Annotated in this window: 15 protein-coding genes; 2 read left to right on the forward strand and 13 right to left on the reverse strand. The window is 71.2% G+C overall.

Annotated elements, in window-relative coordinates:
* Window positions 1-316 precede the first annotated feature (316 nt).
* From ACQPZP_RS42875 to ACQPZP_RS42905, 7 genes are all read right to left on the reverse strand, one after another.
* Window positions 317-1,084, reverse strand: coding sequence for an SDR family NAD(P)-dependent oxidoreductase (locus ACQPZP_RS42875; RefSeq protein WP_433475335.1), 768 nt, complete (start codon window positions 1,082-1,084; stop codon window positions 317-319).
* 185 nt (window positions 1,085-1,269) lie between these two features.
* Window positions 1,270-2,130 carry a methyltransferase domain-containing protein gene (locus tag ACQPZP_RS42880; protein WP_433475336.1) on the reverse strand — a complete coding sequence of 287 codons (861 nt, stop codon included), beginning with the start codon at window positions 2,128-2,130 and terminating at the stop codon, window positions 1,270-1,272.
* 496 nt (window positions 2,131-2,626) lie between these two features.
* Entirely contained in the window at window positions 2,627-3,901 is a 1,275-nt protein-coding gene (locus ACQPZP_RS42885; protein ID WP_433475337.1) for a hypothetical protein, read from the reverse strand.
* 172 nt (window positions 3,902-4,073) lie between these two features.
* Window positions 4,074-4,796, reverse strand: a complete 723-nt coding sequence (locus ACQPZP_RS42890; protein ID WP_433475338.1) for an Rv3654c family TadE-like protein — start codon at window positions 4,794-4,796, stop codon at window positions 4,074-4,076.
* A gap of 283 nt (window positions 4,797-5,079) precedes the next feature.
* Window positions 5,080-5,424, reverse strand: coding sequence for a TadE family type IV pilus minor pilin (locus tag ACQPZP_RS42895; protein ID WP_433475339.1), 345 nt, complete (start codon window positions 5,422-5,424; stop codon window positions 5,080-5,082).
* A gap of 11 nt (window positions 5,425-5,435) precedes the next feature.
* Window positions 5,436-5,630, reverse strand: a complete 195-nt coding sequence (locus tag ACQPZP_RS42900; protein ID WP_433475340.1) for a DUF4244 domain-containing protein — start codon at window positions 5,628-5,630, stop codon at window positions 5,436-5,438.
* Between the two features lie 623 nt (window positions 5,631-6,253).
* The gene (locus ACQPZP_RS42905) at window positions 6,254-6,928 is read right to left on the reverse strand and encodes a hypothetical protein (protein ID WP_433475341.1); all 675 of its coding nucleotides are present in this window, start codon (window positions 6,926-6,928) and stop codon (window positions 6,254-6,256) included.
* A gap of 55 nt (window positions 6,929-6,983) precedes the next feature.
* On the opposite strand from ACQPZP_RS42905, the gene ACQPZP_RS42910 reads away from it, so the two are divergent.
* Window positions 6,984-8,180: an RNA-guided endonuclease InsQ/TnpB family protein gene (locus tag ACQPZP_RS42910; protein WP_433475342.1), complete on the forward strand. Its 1,197-nt coding sequence runs from the start codon at window positions 6,984-6,986 to the stop codon at window positions 8,178-8,180.
* 58 nt (window positions 8,181-8,238) lie between these two features.
* Here ACQPZP_RS42910 and ACQPZP_RS42915 read toward each other — a convergent pair whose 3' ends face one another.
* The 6 genes from ACQPZP_RS42915 to ACQPZP_RS42940 form a co-directional block, all read right to left on the reverse strand.
* Window positions 8,239-8,808, reverse strand: coding sequence for a type II secretion system F family protein (locus ACQPZP_RS42915; protein ID WP_433475343.1), 570 nt, complete (start codon window positions 8,806-8,808; stop codon window positions 8,239-8,241).
* A gap of 322 nt (window positions 8,809-9,130) precedes the next feature.
* The gene (locus tag ACQPZP_RS42920; RefSeq protein ID WP_433475344.1) at window positions 9,131-9,826 is read right to left on the reverse strand and encodes a type II secretion system F family protein; all 696 of its coding nucleotides are present in this window, start codon (window positions 9,824-9,826) and stop codon (window positions 9,131-9,133) included.
* The gene (locus ACQPZP_RS42925; RefSeq protein ID WP_433475345.1) at window positions 9,823-10,974 is read right to left on the reverse strand and encodes a TadA family conjugal transfer-associated ATPase; all 1,152 of its coding nucleotides are present in this window, start codon (window positions 10,972-10,974) and stop codon (window positions 9,823-9,825) included. The genes ACQPZP_RS42920 and ACQPZP_RS42925 overlap by 4 nt, the downstream gene beginning before the upstream one ends.
* 78 nt (window positions 10,975-11,052) lie before the next feature.
* Complete coding sequence (ssd, locus tag ACQPZP_RS42930; RefSeq protein ID WP_433475346.1) at window positions 11,053-12,129, reverse strand: septum site-determining protein Ssd; 1,077 nt, start codon at window positions 12,127-12,129, stop codon at window positions 11,053-11,055.
* Window positions 12,130-13,068: 939 nt separating this feature from the next.
* Window positions 13,069-13,686, reverse strand: coding sequence for a pentapeptide repeat-containing protein (locus ACQPZP_RS42935; RefSeq protein WP_433475347.1), 618 nt, complete (start codon window positions 13,684-13,686; stop codon window positions 13,069-13,071).
* Window positions 13,687-13,717: 31 nt separating this feature from the next.
* Entirely contained in the window at window positions 13,718-14,509 is a 792-nt protein-coding gene (locus ACQPZP_RS42940) for a Fic family protein (RefSeq protein ID WP_433475348.1), read from the reverse strand.
* Window positions 14,510-14,755: 246 nt separating this feature from the next.
* Between ACQPZP_RS42940 and acs the strand changes: the two genes are divergently transcribed.
* On the forward strand, window positions 14,756-16,723 hold the full coding sequence (gene acs / locus ACQPZP_RS42945; RefSeq protein ID WP_433475349.1) for an acetate--CoA ligase: 1,968 nt from the start codon (window positions 14,756-14,758) through the stop codon (window positions 16,721-16,723).
* Window positions 16,724-16,841 lie beyond the last annotated feature (118 nt).

Genomic DNA, 16,841 nt, shown 5'->3' on the forward strand with positions numbered 1-16,841 from the left:
AACACCGCAGTCCGCCGCCAGACGCCCCAAAGGCCGATGACGGCAACTCGCCCCCGCCGAAGACCAGCGCACGCTCCCCAAGAGCCACCCGCCGCCATCGAAGGGATGGTGGCGTGCTGGCCGCGGTTCCTGACCAGTGGACCGCCGCCCGTGAGCGCCGCCGGGCCGCCCGATCGCGTGTGCGCTGCCTCGTCGGCCCGGCGGCTGGGGCTGGCCACGGACGCCGTCGTGACCGTCGCAAGTGCGGCCCCCTTCCACCAGGGGCCCGCGCGGAGGCCGTTCGCGCCGTCCGTCTGCCGTGGCCCAGGGGCCGTCATCACCAGGGCAGCGGGCCTTCTTCGCTGAAGAATCCGGCGGTCGGGCCGTCCACACCGAGTGTGGCCAGGCGCACCAGGACCGCGGCGCCCTGCGCGACCGTGAGGAATCCGGTGTGGTTGTTGCTGTCCGTGTCGACATAGCCGGGGGCGACGGCGTTCACGAGGATGCCGTCCTTCCGCAGCTCATTGGCGTACTGCACGGTCAGCGCGTTCAGCGCGCTCTTGGACGGCGTATACGCCGCCGACGGGAGCAGGGCTGCGAAGGGGCCGTCCGGGTCGCTGGTGAGGGCCAGTGACCCGGCGTGACTGCTGACGTTGACGATGCGCGGCGCCGACGACCGGCGCAACAGCGGCAGCATGGCATTGGTCACCGCGATCACACCGAAGACGTTCGTCTCGAACACGGCCCGGACCATGTCCAGGTCGACGGAACTGGGGATCTGATCGTGCGCGTCCTGGGGGGAGACCTGCCCGGAGCCGGTGATGCCGGCGTTGTTGATCAGCACGTCGAGGTGGCCGGATCGCTCCTCGATCCGTCGCGCCGCCTCCCCGGCGGTGGCCGGGTCGGTGACGTCAAGGGTGACCGTGTGCACGTCGCCGCCGGCCGCGCGCAGCGCCTCGGCAGCCTCCGCACCGCGCCGCGGGTCCCTGGCGCCGATGAAGACCGTCATGCCCAGCTCGGCGAGTTGCTCGGCGGCCCCGCGGCCGATCCCCTTGTTCGCCCCGGTGACCAGCGCGACCTTCTGGTGTGTGCTCTGCTCGCTCATGTCGGCTCCTCGCCTTAGAAGGGTGTGTCGTCGTCGGGACCCGAGACGAGACAGCCCGGCCGCCTGTGACACGACCAGAAGATCTTTCGACCGCGAGGCCGGCGGGCGAGGCGCCCGGCCATCAACGTGACCGCCCCCGGCCAGGGAATACCGTGGATCGGACCCGCGCGGCGTGCGGGGCGGCGCTAGGGCATCGGCCTCCACTTCGGAGTCGCGCAGGCTGACTCTGCCGCCTCGGCCTCGTCGAGGACACCGCTGCCGACCCGGAACACCGGGAGCATGTAGCGGCGCACCGGGTCGGCGAGAGCCGTGGCGAGGAACGGCTGGGAGCCGGCCTCCTCGATCCATTCCCGGGCGCCGCCGTCGAGGTGACCGGCGTCGATGGCCCGGGCGACGTTGCGGCGCAGCCCAAAGAGCTGATCAGCGGTGTCGAAGTCCTGGAACACCGGCGCGGCGGTCACCACGGACCGCACGCTGAGGCCCGCTTCCAGGCACAGCCGCGCAAGGCTGCGTCCGATGGTCGCGTTGCGGACGATCTCCGTGGTGATGAGGCGGGTCAGCCCGCGGCTGATGGCCGGATCCGGGGAGTCGATCAGCAGGCCGTCCCAGTCAGGCTCGGCCATGACGATCCGTCCACCGGGGCGGGCCACCCGGCGAAACTCCTCCAGCACCCGGGACGGGTCGGCCGCATGCTGCAGCACACCGTCGGTGCAGGCCCGATCGACGCTGCCGTCGTCCAGCGGCAGCGCGTGAATGCCGCCGGGGCGAACGTCGACCAAGGGCCGGCCCGCCGAACGGACACGGGCCTCCGCGATCATCGCCGGATCCCGGTCGACGCCGATGACTCTTCCGTTCGGCGTGACGGCCGCCGCCATCGCGGCGAGGTCCGTTCCCGGTCCGCATCCGATGTCGAGGACGGTATGCCCCGGCCTGAGGTCCAGCAGCTCCAGCGCGTGCCGCTTATAGGCGCGACCCGGCGCGCTCGCGGCGACCTGGTCGAGATAGACGATCGGATCAGGACGGAACAGGTTGTCGGGCTCACTCATGCCCACAGCCAATTGCGCGCTTTTGGAGTTCCTGTGGAGAGAGCGTCGAGACTTCATGTGGTCCATGCCGACACCACGTCACCCGGCCACCCCATGCGGCGAAACTCAGCCAGCAGCGCGGTTGGGCCAGCGCCGCCTCCACCACCCGCTCCATGCCGGAGCCCGGATCTCCCAGCCGGATGCTGTCAGCTACCGGCGCCGCGAACAGGTGCGGACGCTGCGGCACCGGCTCAAGGCGATGTGGAGGCCGCCACCGTCACATCACAGAAAGTGGCTTGCAGGGGCAACACCTCGCGCCTGCCTTCCGGTGGGTACGGCCGTCATTGCCGTCACGGCCCACTCACGGAACCAGGCCGGTGGATACGCCCAATGCTCGCCGCATGCGCCCAGTTCAACCCCGCCGACGCGGGAGCCACGTAACCCGCGATACGCGTGACGCGTCACGCGCGACGCGTGACGCGTCACGCGCACAGGCAAGACGGAGGCGACGGCGCGGTCACTTGCGGCGGCGGCCGCCGCCGCGCTTTGGCTTGGTGCCGGCGGCGGGCTTGGCGATGCGAACGCTCACGCCGCCGGAACGCTTGCCGAGGGTCGCCGGACGGCGTCCCGCCCTCGTCCTCTGCCCCTGCGGATCGATGACCGCGGTGCCTCCGGCGCTCTTGGACGGCCGCGCCTTCTTGGCTCCGGCCGCGACGACCGGGGCGGTCTTGGCGCGCGCCTCGGCGCGGGCGATCTGCTCGCGTGCGTTCTTGACCCGCTTCCGGCCGGTGCCGCCGCGCGCGATCCGGGCCGCCATGCCCTTGGTGCTCGCCCCCGCCTGGGCGACGCGCAGCCGCCGCGTCCAGGTTCCGAGATGCGCGGCGACGATCAGCAGCACCATCGCGATGCCCACGCTCTTGCCCCACTGGAGCCGGTCGGTCGCCGCGACGTTCTGGGCCCTCGGCGAGTCGGTGGCGATCTGCGGCGCGGGGTAGGTGAACCCGGGCGTCGCACCGTCCGGCTGGACGGATGGCAGGGTGACCGGCGAGTCATTGTTGAACGGAGTCAGCGGTGTCCCGGTGCCCGGAACCTGTGACCCGGAGGGGAGGGACGGCACCGAGCCGCCCGGGACCGACCCTGACCCGCCCCCCAGCGACGTGGTGGCCGAAGAGGTGCCGGAGTACAGCGATCCACCGGTGCCCGTGGAACGCTTCGCCCGGACGCCCACGGAGACCGCGCCGGTGGACCGGGTCAACGACAAGGTCGTGGAGCAGCTCGTCCCCTGGCAGAGCGAGTTCAGCGAACCGGACTTGGACTTCACGCCCGAGCCCGCGAGGGTGTAGCCGGTGAGGTCGTCCTCAAGGCCGCGGTTCCACTTCACGACGAGCTTCCCGCCGGACGCGGTCGCGGACACGCCCGTGGGGGCCGCCGGCGCGATGCGCACGGTGAAGCTGTTGGAGTCGTAGATGTTGCCGGTCTGCTTGCCCTTCAGATAGACCTTGTAGCGGCCGTTCCGGCTGATCGAGAAGGTTCCGGACATGTCCCCGGAGAGGCCCTTCTCCTGGAGGAACGTGTCACCTATCCCGGGGCCGTTCACCCGGAGCTGCATGCTGATCGCGAAGTCGAAGTGAGCCTTGGCGGTCAGCTCGGAACCGCTGGTGACGACCGCACCGTCCGCCGGGGTGATGACGCTGGTCGAGGCGGCCTGCGCGGGCAGGGCGGCGAGTACCGGGAAGCTCATCGCAAGGGGGGCCGCGAGCGCGACTGCACCGATCCTGCGAAGCATGGTCACGGCCTCAATCCCTTCGACAGCGCCTGCTCGTCCCGTCCCGCGGAGGGCCTCGCGGGGACACCGCGTCCGGTGATAACTACGGGCTTACGGCAGCGTAACGTACCACCGGGTAGCAAAAGTCACAGGAGGATGACAAAGAGGAACGTGTTTTCATTCTCCGCGGCCCTCCCACCTATTGACACTCAGTGCAACGAGGTACGTCGCGCCAGGTTACGCCGACCCGTCCCACGGGGCCAGCCCTGGCCCGTGACACGACTCGCATGGCACCCATCCCCATCGGCACCTTGAGCTCGACGGTCACCGAGACCTCGACCTCGTCTCCCTGCACCCGGCACCGCGACACCCGCGCCCCGGACTCGACCGCGATCTTCTTCGCCCTCTCGCACGCGGCCCCGCCCCCGTCCGCGACCCGCGCCGCCCCCGCAAGCGCCGCCATGTCGGCAGCGGCGTCCCCCCGATGCCGCGCGCCTCGCACCCCGCCCACCATGATCGCTGCGACTCCGACCACCCAAATGACCGCGGAGAACGCCACCACCCAAACCGTCCCCGAACCTCGATCCGCCCCGAACCCCCGCACGACCACCCACCCCACTACAGACCGACGAATCACCACACCACGACTCCACAACCACGCAGACCGCACGCCGCACACAAAGACCCCGCGGACCGTCGCACCACGCGCCGCCCGGCGCAGCTCCAACCACGGAGCCAGGCCCGCGAGCTCGCAGGCCTGGCGCCGCGCGACCGGCGTCGCCACACCCCGCACATCGCCTGCCCCGCAGACGCCGACCCACAGAGCGCAGATCACGCAGACGACCGCGCAGACCGCACACCACAGGCGGCGCCTCACAAAGGCACCGCACAACGCATGGACCACACAACGCACACCACACACCGCGCCGCCTGCACACCGCGCCGCCCTACAGCCCCGCAACCCCTACAGCCCCGCAGCCCCTACAGCCCGCAGCCCCTACAGCCCGCAGCCCCACCAACCGCGCAGGCACCCTCGGCCTGCGGGCCGCACACAGCGCCCGGCCGCAGATCTCCAAGGGGCCCAGTCGGTGAGCCGGGTTGTCGGTCGATGCGTTTCCGCTGGACCTGGAGGATGGTGTGGCGCCATGCGTCCCGCGCTGCTCGAAGAGGTCCGCAGGTATTGATGGCGAGCGGGGCAGGGGTGCTCAGCGGGCGTTGGGTGGGGCTCCTGGTTCTGTAGGTGCGGCGACGTGGGCGTGGACGGTCAGAGGCGGCAAGCCGATCGCCGCAGGAGGCCGGACAGGGGCGGAGATGTCCACGTAGACGACGGCCTCGTCACGACGGACCTGGACGCTCGACCCCTGCGGCACGGCCTTCACCACGAGATCGCGTACTGCGGCGAGCGACTCGCCCCTGGCCGCCGCGCGGGCGCCGGTCCAGGCGGCGTCAGTGCAGGTGAGCTGGACGGAGGCGACCGTCACGCCCCAGAGCGCCATCGCGGTGATCAGCACCAGGGCGGGGAGGGCCACGGCGATCTCCGCCGTGGCCATCCCGCGGTCCCTCAGCCGGCCAGCTTGAGGGCCTTCTCGATGATCTGTAAGAGCAGCGACCTGACCTGCGAGCTGGTCACGATCTTGAACAGCAGGCCGGCGAAGGCCGCCGCGGCGATGGTGCCGACCACGTACTCGGCGGTGGACATCCCGCGATCTCTGCACGTCCCGGACCATCGCCGCACCACCATCTTCATCGCCCTCATCGAGAGCTCCTTTCGCTCGTGGCTCTCTCCAAGGCTGCTGTGAGGGCAGTCCGGGCGACAGGCGAACCCCGTTCTGTGGATAACCTCCGGGATTCAGCGCCGCCCGACAGGGCGCGAACAGGCTGGCTTCCACGCGCGGTTCCCGGTCCTAGGCGTTGTTTCCGGAACCTGGCCCACGTTCCGTGACATATGCGGGCATTGGGTTGGCAGGATGCGCTTCGTGGACCAGCCGAGCCCCGAAGCGCCGAGGAGCGTCCGGGGACCTCCCCAGCCGCCCCTGCTGCTGGCGATGCTGAGCGATGGACGTTGGCGCGATCCCGGCGAGCAGGCGCTCGAAAGGATCATGCCGTGGGCGGATGAGCCGGGAGCACCGCGTCCAGGTCCCCAGACCTGCGGCGAACGGGGCCAGGCCGGTAGTCGGTGGGGGCGGCGTGGTTGTGGTGAGGCGGTCAGTGTGGCCGGGGAGCGCCCGCGCAAGAAGCGCGGGGGCATCGTCGAACGGTGTTTGAGGCGCTCGGCCTGTGCAGTCGGCTCAGCGCAGACACCGGGTCCGCGGTCGTCGCGGCCGAGACCGTTCGGTCCGGTGATCGGCTGGAGGCCGAGCGCAGGTCCATGTGTGCCCGCTATCGCGCTATGGCTTGAAGGTCCCAGATGTTGATGCGGCTGTCCCTGCCCGCGCTCAGGGCGACAAGGCGGCCGTCGAGGACGGCGGTCCGGACCGTCTCGACGCTTCCGCCATGGCCGATCAGCGGCTCGCCGAGTTGTGTGCCGGTCGCCAGGTCCCAAAGGCGCACCGTTGCGTCGTCGCCCCCGCTCACTGCCAGGACACGATCGCCGATCACGGCCGTGTCCAGGGCGACGACGACATCCTCGTGACCGGTCAGCGGGTCCTGAACGGGGTCGTCCCCGTGCTCGTCGGCCAAGCCCCACACAAGGATCTCGTCCTCGACCCCTGCCACCACGATCGGGTCTCCCGCGAGCTTGACGCCCGCCACCGTGATCGCGTCACCCGTAAGCCGCGCCAGCGAGACGGCCAGCACGGACTTCTCGTCGGTGTCCAACGACCCCAATTCCGCGCCCAAGGGCAGATCCCACACGGCCACCCCCTCGTCCATCCCGCCCGCCGCTGCGGGCACCAGCCGATAAAGCACGGGGCGCGTCGTCGGACAGTTCCTGGGGCGCCGGGCCTGCGTAGCCGACTCGTGCAGAAGCCGCATGATCCGGAACGAGGAAAGCACTTCACCTGTTGCCCCCAACGTGGAGGCCACGTCCTTCAGGGCCGGGAGGAGGCTCAGCACAGTCCTGCTATGCGCTCTCCGCGTTTAGTCGGTGGTGGCCGGTAGCTTTCCGGGCATGACTCGCTACCGTCTGCAGCCGTCGCCCGTGCAGCAGCAGGCGTTGCTGGAGCATTGCGGGCACGCCCGGTTCGTCTGGAACCTGGCGGTGGAGCAGCACGCTTGGTGGCGGCCGGGGCGCGGGTCGGCGCCGGGGTTCGCCGAGCAGTGCCGCCAACTCACCCAGGCCAGGGCGGAGTTCGCCTGGTTGCGGGCTGGGTCGGTGACGGTGCAGCAGCAGGGGCTCAAGGACTTCCACCAAGCCATGGCGGGCTTCTTCGCCGGTACCCACAGCCGCCCCACCTGGCGCAAGGCCGGACGCCATGAAGGGTTCCGGATCGTGGCGGTCAAACCCGGCGACGTGCGGCGGGTGTCCCGCCGGGTGGGCCAGGTGAAGGTGCCCAAGGTGGGGTGGGTGCGGTTCGGCTGGTCCCGGCCCGTCCCCGACACCGCCAAGTCCTACCGGATCACCCGTGACCGGGCCGGACGCTGGCATGTCGCGTTCGCCGCGATCCCGGACCCGATTCCCGCGCCGGGTACGGGTGAGGTGGTGGGGGTGGACCGTGGTGTGGCCGTGGCCGCGGCGTTGTCGACCGGTGACCTGCTGCACGTCTCCGGGCTGCGGGAGGGCGAGAAGGCGCGGCTTGCGCGGCTGCTGCGCAGACTCGCCCGCGCCAAGCGTGGCTCGAGGCGGCGGGCCCGGGTCAAGGCCGCGATCGCCCGGTTGCGGGCTCGCGAGACCGACCGGCGCAATGACTGGATCGAGAAGACCTCCACCGATCTGGCCCGCCGGTTCGATGTGATCGCGGTTGAGGATCTCAATATCAAGGGCATGACGCGATCGGCGCGGGGCACGGTGGAGGCGCCGGGCCGCCGCGTACGGCAGAAGGCGGGGCTGAACCGGGGCATCCTGGCCGCTGGCTGGGGTGCGCTGGTGATCCGGCTGGAGCACAAGGCGCCTGGGCGCGTCATCAAGATCGATCCGCGTAACACCTCGCGGACCTGTAGCGCCTGCGGGCATGTCGCCGGGGAGAGCCGCAAGAGCCAAGCGGTCTTCTCGTGCGTCGCCTGCGGGTTCCGGGTCAACGCCGACGTGAACGCGGCCTGCAATATTCGTGATACGGCCGCAGGGCATGCGGTCGCTGCACGGGGAGGCCCGCCATTAGGCAGGCCCGCGAACCGTGAACCCCAGCACGACCTGGCCCTCACGGGGTAGGTGCTGTTGGAACCCCTCGTTCACGAGGGGGGATGTCAACAGGGCAGGAGGATTGTCGTCAGGGCAGGAGGATCGTCGAGGCGATGCCTGCGATGGCGGGGACGACGCCGAGCAGGACGAAGGCGGGCAGGAAGCACAGGCCGAGCGGGGCGAGCGCCCGGATGCCCGCCGACCGGGCTCTGGCGGCGGCGGCCGAGCGGGCGACCCGGCGCTGGTCGCGTGCGAGGCGGCTGAGGGAAGGGGCGAGTGACGCGCCCGTGGACGCCGCCCTGACGGCCGCCCGGGCCAGGGGCGCGAGCATCGGCTCCTTCGCGAGGGCGAGCCAGGCGTCCGCTGGATCCGCCCCCAAGCGGATCTGGACGGAAACCGCCCGAAGCTCGTCCCCGAGCGGGCCGCCCACCGCGTCCGCGACCGCCAGGACCGCCTCGTGCCAGGGGGCGCCGCCACGCAGGCAGGCGGCGAGGAGATCCACCGCGACGGGAAGGTCGGCGATGAGCCGTGCCTGTCTGCTGCGGCGCTCCCCGCTTCCGATGCGGCTGAAGGACCACCAGACGGCCCCCGCGGCCAGGACGCCGACCACGCCGCCGGTCGGTCCGCCCACCGTCACTATGCACAGCACACCTGCCATGCCCGCCGCCGTCCTCCGGAAGAGGACATCGCGCCGTGTCGCCTGTGACGGGCCGGCTCGCTCCTTCGCCGTGTCCATGTGACTCGCCGTCCCTCCCCGATGGGCGCTGCCCTTTACAGGTGAGCGCCTCGGGGCCGCGTGCCTCCCTCGGAACTGGACGGCCAACCTCTGCGCGGCGGGGTTCGTCCCCCGCGGGAGGAGGAAGGCTGATGCCGCTGCGCAGAGCATGGCCGTCAGCACGGTCGTCACTTCGTCTCCTTCCTGCTTCGGTCGCCTTCCGAAGCCCTCTCGGTCCTGCGTGCAACCGCGGCAACCGGTGCGGTCAGCGGGGTGATTCGGCGGATCGGGCCAGGTGACGGGTCCAGTAGAGGCCGGCCGCGTTGAGGAGCACGCCCGTGGTCAGGCAGGCGAGGCCGGGGACCGTGCTGCACAGGAACGGGATGGGGTGGGCGCCCAGGGCCGCCGCCATGGCGAGACCCAGGAGAGGCAGCGCGGCCAGCAGGCGGGCGGTCGCGCGAGGGCCGGCCAGTTGGACGGCCACGTCCTGGCGTTGGGCCTCTTCGTCACGCAAGGCGCCGGCCAGGCCGTCCAGGACGGTGGCGAGGGTGCCGCCGCGTTCGGACCCGACGCGCCAGCAGGCCGCCAGGAGGCGGAGCCCCTCCGCGCCCGGCCGTGTGGCGGCCTCCTCCAGGTGATCGGGAGGTGGGCGGGGCAGGCTGAGCAGTTCCTCCGACACCTGCGGGTCGAGAACCGCCGCGGCCGCGATGAACGCCTCGTCGGGCGTCCGGCCGGCGGACAGTTCGGCGGCCATGGCGTCGCAGAGTTCGATGACGGAGGTCCGGCGGCGGTGGGGACGCGTCCGGCGTTCGTGAAAGGCCTCGGCTCTCGTGCGCAAGGAGGGGAGCGGCTCCGTGGGCGGGCGGGTGGTCAGACGGCCCAGGCGATGGGCTGCCGGAGGGGGCGTCAGGAGCGTCCAGACGGCGGCCGCGGCGCAGAGGGCGGCGAGTGTGGTGATCATGGGCTGCCTCGCAGCCGGGCCGCGAGGGCCTCCGCGCCCGGGGCCGGGATGACCTCGCCGGACGCGGTGAACGAGACGGCCGGGACGACGCCGACCAGTCCGTCGGGAGCACGCCGGAGCAGGCAGATCTCGGCGACGCGGCGACGGCCTCCGCCCGGATCCCGGACCAGGTGGACGACGATGTCCAGGGCGGCGGCCAGCTGGCTGTGCACGGCCTCCCGGGTCAGGCCCGCCGCGCAGGCCAGCGCTTCGAGTCGCGCGGGGACGTCCGCGGCCGTGTTGGCGTGAAGGGTGCCGCAACCACCCTCGTGGCCCGTGTTGAGCGCCTGCAGCAGGACGACTACCTCCGGACCCCTCACCTCGCCTACGACCAATCGGTCAGGGCGCATGCGGAGCGCCTGGCGGACGAGGTCGTTCAAGGTCACGCCCCCGGCGCCCTCCATGTTGGGCGGGCGGGCCTCCAACCGCACCACGTGGGGGTGGGACGGTTTCAGCTCGGCCGAGTCCTCGACGAGGAGCAGACGCTCAGCCGGGTCCACCAGGGACAGCAGGCCGCTCAGCAAGGTCGTCTTGCCTGATCCGGTACCGCCGGTGACCAGGAAGGCCGCTCGGGACTCGATCAGCGCGGCGAGCAGTTCGGCGCCCTCTGGCGGGACGGTGCGCTCGGTGACCAGCTCGTCCAGCGTGAAGGCGCGGCGCCGGGGGAGCCGGAGGGACAGGCAGGTGCCGGTCGCGGCCACCGGCGGCAGGACGGCGTGCAGCCGCACCCCGCCCGGCAGGCGGGCGTCCGCGTACGGGGAGGCGTCGTCGAGCCGGCGGCCGGCGGCCGCCGTGAGGCGCTGGGCCAGGCGGCGGACGGCCGCCTCGTCCGGGAAGCGCACCGAGGTGCGGACGAGGCCGGAGCCCGTGTCGATCCAGACCTCGTCCGCGCCGTTCACGAGGACGTCGGTGACGTCCGGGGAACGCAGCAGCGGCTCCAGCGGCCCGGCGCCCACGAACTCGGCGCGTAACTCGTCCGCCAGGGACAACACTTCGCGGTCGCCGAGGAGCCGTTCTTCCGCACGCAACGCCGCCGCGACCCGGCCCATCGTCGCCTCGCCACCGCTGTGGGCGAGCCGATCCCGTACCGCATCAGAGAGCCCGCTCATGCCGTCCCCCTGTCCGGCCGTACCGTTCCCACGAGGGGAGCGCCTCCCGAGGCGCCCGCACTCCACTCACCGCGCGCATCAGGCGGCCTCTCGGTAGGCGTAGGGCTGGAGGGCCAGGTCGGCCAGGACGGCGGTGCAGAAGTCGGTCAGGGGGCCGCGGCGGCACGCGCGTTCGAGGTCGCCCTCGTCCATGGCGACGGGGAGGCGGCGGTCGCGGTCGAAGGTGCCGGCGGACGGCAGGTCGAGGGCGGCCGCCACCGCGTCCGGCGTGAGGCCGCCCGGGGCCGGGCCCTGGACGACGAGGCGCAGGTCGGCGGTGTCGCGGCGGAGGGCGGCGGCGAGGCCGTCGGCCGCCACGGTGGCGCGGACCTCGGCCGGGACGAGCAGGAACGTCACGTCGGCGGAGCGCAGGGCCGCGCGGCCGACGTCCCCCGGGTAGCGGGGGACGTCCACGATGACCAGGTCGAACCCGCGGACGGCGGCGTCGAACAGCGCCCGGACGGCCGCCTCGGAGACCGGGACCGGTTCACCGCGCCGCCAGGACAGGACGGAAAGGTCACCGGCGCGGGGCAGGCTCTCGCGGAGGGTGGCGGTGCTGAGGCGGCCGCGGCGTTCGGCGAGGTCATGCCAGCGGACGCCCTCGTGCGACTCCAGCCCGAGGATGAGGTCGACGCCTCCGCCGAACGGGTCGGCGTCCACCAGGAGCGTGCGCAGGCCCTGCCTCGCCGAGGCGAGGCCGAGCGCCGTCGTGAGGACGCTGGCTCCGGCGCCGCCACGCGCGCCGACGACGCAGAGGGTGGTGGCCCAGCCGCCCTCGGGTTCGCAGGCGGCGGCGAACGCGTTGATCAGCCAGTCTTCGTGGTCGGGCAGCGCGGCGACGTCCTGTGCGCCCGCTTCCACCGCCAGCCGGTACGCCTCGGCGGTGGCGCCGTCGCCGGTGACGAGGACGACGCCGGGACGGCGCTGGAGGCCGGCGGCCGCGACGTCCGCGGCGACGTCGGCACCGACCAGGATCAGGGTCGGCCACGTCCAGGCGGGTCTCGCCTCATCGGCGCCGTAGGCGACCTCGGCGTGTGCGTCGGCGGCGGCCGCCAGGCGAAGCAGGCCGTCGGCGAGGGCGGGGTCGCCCGTGACGATCAGTGCCGCGAGGTTCATCGGATGCTCCTTCGACGTTCGGAGACACCCACCTTGCGGCCCGCGGTGACGAGCGCGAAGACATTCCCTCAACTGTGGATAACTTCCGCCCCGACGCCGCATCGAGGGCGGTCGGAGGGGCCGGGCGGTGGCGCGGGGGGGTTCACCGCGGGCGCCACCGCCCGGCCGCTTCACGTTTGGGCGACCCCCGCCGGGGGGGAGAGCGGGGGTCGCCGTGCGGCCGGCTCCGGGGGGGTAGAGCCGGCCCGCTTTCCCAGAAAGTCTCAGGGAGTTCGGGCTAAGCCGTATGTAAGTTCGCTCTATGGGAGAAGCAAACTCACCAACTCCAGTCTAGGTGGATACAACATATGCTGCCCGATCGTCGAGAGTTCCGTCGAGCGGCAAACTCGCCCGTCAGGTGACGATTTTTCTCACCTGGCCGCGACGTTCCGCCTGGGCGGTACCTGGAAGGCGCCGTCCCACCCGCGACAGGGCGCCCGTTCCTGCGCACACGGAGTGCATAGGGACGGGAGTGGGAGCGTACAGCAGAACTAAAGATCTTTCCGGCTGCATGCGAGATCGGCGTCCAAAAGGAAACGCTCACGTTGAGTGATCAATTTCGCGTATCGGACGAGGTTACGGATAGCCCTAAATATCCCACCTTGCCCACAGTGGACACCGGCGCCCCACCCGCCGCCGCGCCCGCCGATGCCGCGCGTTTTCCCAATCGGGGCTTGTCAACAGGGCAAATGAGGCGTAGACAGGTCGTACGGACCAAAGGTCCGAGCACGGCACCCGGGCACCCACGCGCGACCAGCCGCGGGAGGCGCGTCGAGACGGGCTTGACCCGATCCGACGAATTTGAGGTGCACGCTTGGTAACCCGGTGTGACGTGCTTGGCGGCGGCGTCCCGGAGAGGGGCGCCGTTCGCTTGTGTCACCCGCGGAAAGCCCCGTCCGCTCACTCGCGGACGTCGAGGCCCAGCGTCGTCGCAAGCACCACCGCCTGGTACGGATCGATCACCGCACCCCTCAGCTCGACCGTGAACGGGTCGACCGCCGAGAGGTCGCTTCCGCGCAGATCGCAGCCGGAGAAGTCGGCTTTGTGGAGTGACGCGCCCGACAGGTCGATGCGGCGCAGCTCAGCGCCGGCGCACCTCGCACCGGTCAGGTCGGCCTCGCGCATGCGCACGTCGACGAAAGACGCATGCCGCAGGTCGGCCCCCGGCAGGCCCGTGAACGACCAGTCGCCGTCCTTGACCTTCAGGAGGTCGTGCGTACAGCCGTCGAACAGGCTGCCAACGAACTTGCACCCCGTGAAGGCGGCGTCGAAGAAAACGCATCGGACGAAGGTGCAGTTCAGGAACGCGGCGTCTGTGTGACTGGACGCGTTGAAACGCACACCGCGGAACGTGCAGTCCCTGAACGTGGCACCGGTGCCACTGGCCTCGGTCATGTCCACGTCCACGAACAGGACGTTTTCGTGATTCTCACCCGTCAGGTCACGCGAATCCCAGTTCGCCGACAAAATCGTGGTCTCCGTCGGCGCCGCGGGTCGTCCGTGCATGCGATCGGCCATGCGAACAGCATGGCCCCCGGCACCGACAGCATCAGCCCCGCATGAACGCTTCGCAGATGGCCTGCGAATCACGCGCGGCGGCGGCCACCGCGGACGAACAGTGAACGATCCACCGCGCGACGCCTTCCTGCGTACCGGCCGCGTAGGCGCGAAGGGCTTCGCCGTAGTCGTCGAAGAGTTCGAGGTGCCCGACCTCAGGCGCGACGAGCGACTTGGGGTCGAAGCCGCGGGCGACCAGGGTGAGGCGCTCGGCGGCGCGCGCGACGACGCCGTCCCCCCAGCCGAACGGACGCAGGGCCAGCAGTTCGCCATGCACGATCGATGAGACCACCAGGGCGGGCGCCTTGGTCGGCTCGGTCAGCAGCCCGCTGAGGGCGTCCAGGCGAGCGGCCACCTCCGACGGCGAAGGCGGCTCACCAAGACCCGGGACGTCCTTGACGGCGGCATCGCCGGAGCGCGGACGTCCCAGATCGGCGCTGTCGACCGCGTCCGCCCCGGCGAGCACATGCAGACGCGCCAGCGCCTGCCGCGGCGCGTTACGCCAGACCTCCGTCAGCGTCCCCAGCTCGGCCGACACACGCAGAGCCCCCTGCACGACGGGGTCGGACGGGTGCTCCGTCGTCCGCAGCTCCTCCAGCGTGACCGAAGCGCCGTCCAGCACGGCGGACGCCCGGGCCCCGCGCAGCGCCGACTCCGTGGACACCTCGGCGCTGCGCCGCCGCAGGACGCGGTGGCCGAGCAGCCGGTCGACGGCCTTTCGCGCCTCGTCGACGGCGCCGGCGACGCCGGGCAGATTCGCTACATCAGCAAGCGCATCGGTCACGGCCCGACCCTATGCGGTCCTCTTCGGCACTCGCGCAACGGCCCGCGAGGGCGTAAAACGGAGACGGTTCCCGCATGTCAGATCTGGGAAGGTCAGTCGTGTTGGGCCCCGCACAACACGTCCGGAGACGGGCGCGCCGGTCGCGTTCATCCTCGACACCCGGGATTGCGGCCTTGTGGGACCGGGACCTTCCTGGTGGAGTGGGGATACCGGGCGACCCCCGCATCACCTAGCAAGGAGCTCGCGTTGAGTCAGAGCCAAGAAACACTGTCGAACCTTCTGCAGGAGACGCGCCGGTTCTCCCCGCCCGCAGAACTCGCCGCCGAGGCCAACGTCAAGGCGGACGCCTACGAGCAGGCCGCGGAAGACCGCCTGGGCTTCTGGGCGGAGCAGGCGGACCGGCTCACCTGGACGAAGCGCTGGGACGACGTCCTGGACTGGAGCAACCCCCCGTTCGCCAAATGGTTCGTAGGCGGCGAACTGAACGTCGCCTACAACTGCGTCGACCGCCATGTCGAGGCCGGACTGGGGGACAGGGTCGCGTACCACTGGGAGGGTGAACCGGGTGATTCCCGCACCCTCACCTACGCCGACCTCCAGAGCGAGGTGAACAGGGCCGCCAACGCGTTGCTCGAACTGGGCGTCCGTAAGGGCGACCGGGTCGCGATCTACCTCCCGATGATCCCCGAACTGCCGATCTCGATGCTGGCGTGCGCGCGCATCGGCGCGACCCACTCGGTGGTGTTCGGCGGCTTCTCGTCCGAGGCGCTCCGCACCCGCATCGACGACGCGCAGGCCAAGCTCGTCATCACCGCGGACGGCGGGTTCCGGCGCGGTAAGCCCTCCGACCTGAAGGGCATCGTGGACGAGGCGGTCGCCCAGACGCCGACGATCGAGAACGTCCTCGTGGTGCGCCGCACCGGCGAAGACGTCGCCGAGAACGACCGTGACGTGTGGTGGCACGACCTCGTCGAACGGCAGAGCGACCAGCACACCGCCGAGCCCATGGACGCCGAGCACCCGCTGTACATCCTGTACACGTCCGGGACGACGGGTAAGCCGAAGGGCATCCTGCACACCTCCGGCGGCTACCTGACCCAGTGCGCGTACACGCACTGGGCGGTGTTCGACCTGAAGCCGGAGAAGGACGTCTACTGGTGCTCGGCCGACATCGGCTGGGTCACCGGTCACTCCTACATCGTGTACGGGCCGCTCGCCAACGGCGCGACCAGCGTCATCTACGAGGGCACCCCCGACACCCCCGACAAGGGCCGTTGGTGGGACGTCATCCAGAAGTACAAGGTGTCCGTCTTCTACACCGCGCCCACGGCGATCCGCACGTTCATGAAGTGGGGCGACGACATCCCCGCGCAGTACGACCTGTCGTCCCTGCGCGTCCTGGGATCGGTCGGCGAGCCGATCAACCCCGAGGCGTACGTCTGGTACCGCGACAAGATCGGCGGCAACCGCACCCCGGTCGTCGACACCTGGTGGCAGACCGAGACCGGGGCGATCATGATCAGCCCGCTGCCCGGGGTCACGGCCGGCAAGCCGGGCGCGGCGATGCGCCCGCTGCCCGGGATCGTCGCGGACGTGGTGGACGACCAGGCCCGGTCGGTGCCGGACGGCGGCGGCGGGTTCATGGTGCTCAGGGAGCCGTGGCCGGCCATGCTCCGCACGATCTGGGGCGACGACGAGCGGTACATCAAGACGTACTGGTCGCGTTTCGAAGGCCTGTACTTCGCGGGCGACGGCGCCAAGAAGGACGAGGACGGCGACATGTGGCTGCTCGGCCGCGTGGACGACGTCATGCTCGTGTCCGGCCACAACATCTCCACGACGGAGGTGGAGTCGGCGCTGGTCGCGCACCCGAAGGTCGCCGAGTCGGCGGTCGTCGGCGCGACGGACCCGGTCACCGGGCAGGCCATCGTCGCGTTCGTCATCCCGCGCGGCGACGCCGACGGGGACGTGGAGGGCGAGGACTTCCTGCGGGAGCTGCGCGACCACGTCGCCAAGACGCTCGGGCCGATCGCCAAGCCCCGCCAGATCATGATGGTTCCGGAGCTGCCGAAGACCCGCTCCGGCAAGATCATGCGACGGCTGCTGCGCGACGTCGCCGAGAACCGCAGCATCGGCGACGTCACCACGCTCGCCGACAGCACGGTGATGGACCTCATCTCCGAGAAGCTGCCCAGCGCCAAATCCGAAGACTGATCCCCATCGCGTCGCGTGCACCCCAGGAACGCCGGGCCGGTGTTCCTGGGGTGCACGGTAAAATCGTCATAGGTGCGCCGGGAAGTCTGGTCGGCAGGAACGTCCCGTAGCCAGTGCG

Origin of the sequence: Spirillospora sp. CA-142024 (assembly GCF_050942325.1) — a bacterium.
In the GTDB taxonomy this organism is placed as follows: Bacteria; Actinomycetota; Actinomycetes; order Streptosporangiales; family Streptosporangiaceae; genus Spirillospora.

Coding starts and splice junctions, on each gene's coding strand:
- ACQPZP_RS42875 (WP_433475335.1), bottom strand. CDS start 1,084: ATGAGCGAGCAGAGCACACACCAGAAGGTCGCGCTGGTCACCGGGGCG.
- ACQPZP_RS42880 (WP_433475336.1), bottom strand. CDS start 2,130: ATGAGTGAGCCCGACAACCTGTTCCGTCCTGATCCGATCGTCTATCTC.
- ACQPZP_RS42895 (WP_433475339.1), bottom strand. CDS start 5,424: ATGGCCACGGCGGAGATCGCCGTGGCCCTCCCCGCCCTGGTGCTGATC.
- ACQPZP_RS42900 (WP_433475340.1), bottom strand. CDS start 5,630: ATGAGGGCGATGAAGATGGTGGTGCGGCGATGGTCCGGGACGTGCAGA.
- ACQPZP_RS42910 (WP_433475342.1), top strand. CDS start 6,984: ATGACTCGCTACCGTCTGCAGCCGTCGCCCGTGCAGCAGCAGGCGTTG.
- ACQPZP_RS42915 (WP_433475343.1), bottom strand. CDS start 8,808: ATGGCAGGTGTGCTGTGCATAGTGACGGTGGGCGGACCGACCGGCGGC.
- ACQPZP_RS42920 (WP_433475344.1), bottom strand. CDS start 9,826: ATGATCACCACACTCGCCGCCCTCTGCGCCGCGGCCGCCGTCTGGACG.
- ACQPZP_RS42925 (WP_433475345.1), bottom strand. CDS start 10,974: ATGAGCGGGCTCTCTGATGCGGTACGGGATCGGCTCGCCCACAGCGGT.
- ssd (WP_433475346.1), bottom strand. CDS start 12,129: ATGAACCTCGCGGCACTGATCGTCACGGGCGACCCCGCCCTCGCCGAC.
- ACQPZP_RS42935 (WP_433475347.1), bottom strand. CDS start 13,686: ATGGCCGATCGCATGCACGGACGACCCGCGGCGCCGACGGAGACCACG.